Source organism: Legionella moravica DSM 19234, from assembly GCF_000423305.1.
GTDB lineage: Bacteria > Pseudomonadota > Gammaproteobacteria > Legionellales > Legionellaceae > Legionella > Legionella moravica.
The window spans coordinates 9430-12456 of the sequence record NZ_KE384006.1; the positions used below are offsets into that span (position 1 = coordinate 9430).

Genomic DNA, 3027 nt, shown 5'->3' on the forward strand with positions numbered 1-3027 from the left:
TAGCCAGAGCAGGGGAAGACGGTATTTTAGAAGTGACGCCCTATCAGATAAACCGCATCCTGCTTCATGGCCTTTGTTATCCTGCTCACACCTGGTCGCCTTTGTTTCAACAGTGCCTTCCCAAGCTGCTTGAATTCATCCGCAACCGATGCAATCAGGAGCAGAACACCGCAGGCGATGCGCTTTCACGAGATTCCTGGCCCGAAGCGCTGCTTGCTCAGGTTGAACATGTTGCTGCGCTTGACTCGACAGGAGAACCTCCCGTTCCAGTGCTGCTCACACCCGGCACTATCACGCCAGCATCCAGCCTTGATGTCGCGCGATTGCTGGCAGCGTCTAGAGATATGCCCGACGCCATGGTGCGTCAAATCGTTGAACTTCCGGGTTTTGATCCCCACGCTACTAATAGACACGAGTTAACTCCTTTTTATCTTGCCGCAGAGTACGGAAATATAAATTTTGCTAATGCCCTGATGGGCAAAGGCGTAGACTGTGAGGTGAAGTTCAGAGGCAAATTCCACCCGCTTCAAGCGGCCATAGATAATTGCTATTTTTCTTTTGTACTATGGTTTTTCCAGTCAATACCTAAGCAAGAACGGTTTGGCGTTCTAATGGAAAAAAACGACAAAAAAATTACCTTGCTGCACCTGATCGCGAAAGTACATCCCGGACTCCTGAAACTAATCCTGGATTTACTTCCCGAGGCAGAAAAGGTACGTGCTGCAATGACATTCGACAGTAATAAAGATACTGTGCTGCACCTTGCCACAAGAAAAAACCCTGAACTACTGAAACTACTTTTGGTTTGCCTACCAGAGACAGAAAGGGTGAATGCCGCAATGGCAAAGAATCATTATGGCGAAACGATATTACACTGGGTCGCAAGACATTACCCCATGCTTCTTAAAGAGATTTTAAACTGTCTGCCAGAGATGGAAAGGACTAATATTATCAAGATTAAGAGCAATGCTGACTATACCCCCCTAGGCATTATCGCTGACTATCAGCTTAAATTCCTGAAAGAAATTCTGAACTGCCTGCCTCAGGCAGACAGAGCTGAAGCAATAATAGCACGTTACGATGATGGCAATAGCCCGCTGCATTATGCCATAACCAAATGCCCTGAAATCCTGGAACAACTGCTGGATTTCATACCCGAGTCAGATAAAGAAAAAGCCGTGATGATAGCTAACAATCATAACAATAACTTGCTGCATGCCGCTGCACCCTACAACGAGATCCTAAAATTGTTCATGGACTATTTGCCCGAAGCACAAAGGGCTCACGCGGTGATGGAATGTAACTTGGATGGAAATAACGTGCTGCATCTAGCCTCAGATAACCCTGAATCCTTGAAGCTGCTACTGGATACTCTACCCGAAGAGGAAAGAGCTAACGCCATCATGATATGTAACAAGGAGGGATATAATTTGTTGCATAAGGCCGCAATTAATAGGGAATCACTAAAAGTGCTTCTCGACTGTATGTCCGAAAGTGAAAAGGCTCAGGCCGTAATAAAAAAAACCAATTATGGAGCTTCCGCGATACACTTGGCCGCCAACGAACCCCAATCATTGAAATTGCTCCTGGATTGCCTGCACGAGACGGACAGAGCTCAAGCTGTAATGCGATCAATCAATGAGGGCAGAAACTTGCTGCTCGAAGCAAAATCCCACACTGAGTCTCTAAAACTGCTTATGGACTGTATACCTGAACACGAAAAAGAAAAAGCCGTAATGGCATGCAGCAGCTCCAGAATAACCTCGCTGCACCTTGCCTGTCAGCATGACGCATCACTGAAACTGCTTCTGGACTGCCTACCCGAAACAGCAAAGGCTGACGCTGTGATGTTCTGTGATCATGCGGGGAAAGACATGCTGCATTGGGCTGCTAAAAACCCTGCAAGCCTTAAACTGCTTATGGACTGCTTGCCCGAGGCAACAAGGGCTGACGCTGTAATTAAATGTAACCATACAGGAAATAACGTGTTGCAAGAAGCTTTAAGTAACCCTCAATCCCTCGAACAAATTCTGAGCAGCCTGCCCGAGGCAGCAAAGGTTCGCGTCATCCTGGCAAAGAACGTCAAGGGTGATTCTGTTCTGGATCGAGCTGATAACCTAAACTACGACCAATCAAAGCTTTTGCTTGAAGCGGTACTGGAACAAGCACAAAAACAAACAACCCCTCAATTAAGCCTGGATTCAGCCATACCCGACTACGACACAAGCTCGGCACCATCATCCTCAGCACCTTCATCAGAGACTGATACTTCTACCCCCCTTGTCTCTCATTCAATGTTTAACCAAAATTCGCTAAGACCCCAAGTTCCAGACAGTCCGGGAGAACAAAGCACATTAAAGAGATGAGTTTTGCGCTGAGATCAACAAGGTCAGCCACCTCGTTTAAAATTGTCAGGCGAAAGAACCAGCCCCCTCGCATCCCCGCATAGCGGGGGATAAGGGTAAGGGTAAGAGGGCTAAAAAAGGAACCAGCTTCCCTCGCCTCCGCACGCAGCAGGTGATAGAGGTCAAAGCGAGGGGGTTAAAAAAGAACCCGCTCCCCTCGCCTCCGCGCGAAGCGTGGGGGAGAGGGATAAGGGTGAGGGGGTTAAAAACAAGGTCGCGCAGCGATACCTTTACTCTATAAATCTTTGATACCTCAGCAAGCATTAATTTAGGATAAACAACCTTTTTGACCAAATCAAAACCAAAATGATATAATAAATACCAATTCATTCATTATTGAGAGTCTCCCATGCCAGACAACTTCACACAGGCAATTATTGAAAGCGCCCAGGACGCACAGAGCACTCATAACACAGTGACCTCGAATGCAGCAGCCATGCTTGCCATCCGCCTGGCTTCACGATATCTGTTGCGAAAGATTGATACAGAAGCACCGGATCAACCCACTTCATCTGCGACAACAGCCTCTTCTTCATCCGCAGCTTCATCATCGGTTGTTGTACCAACCTCCGAGATGACTATTGAAATGACCGGTAATCCCAAAGCACAAGAGCGGATGAGT

2 protein-coding genes are annotated in these 3027 nt (G+C 47.2%); both read left to right on the top strand.

All coding sequences use genetic code 11. The features are described 5' to 3' along the window. The coding region (locus tag G543_RS18220; protein WP_035922683.1) for an ankyrin repeat domain-containing protein at window positions 1–2366 on the top strand (2366 nt) is incomplete at its 5' end. A 388-nt stretch (window positions 2367–2754) separates the two neighbouring features. After that, on the top strand, window positions 2755–3027 hold a 273-nt coding region (locus G543_RS0116765; RefSeq protein ID WP_028385554.1), incomplete at its 3' end, for a hypothetical protein.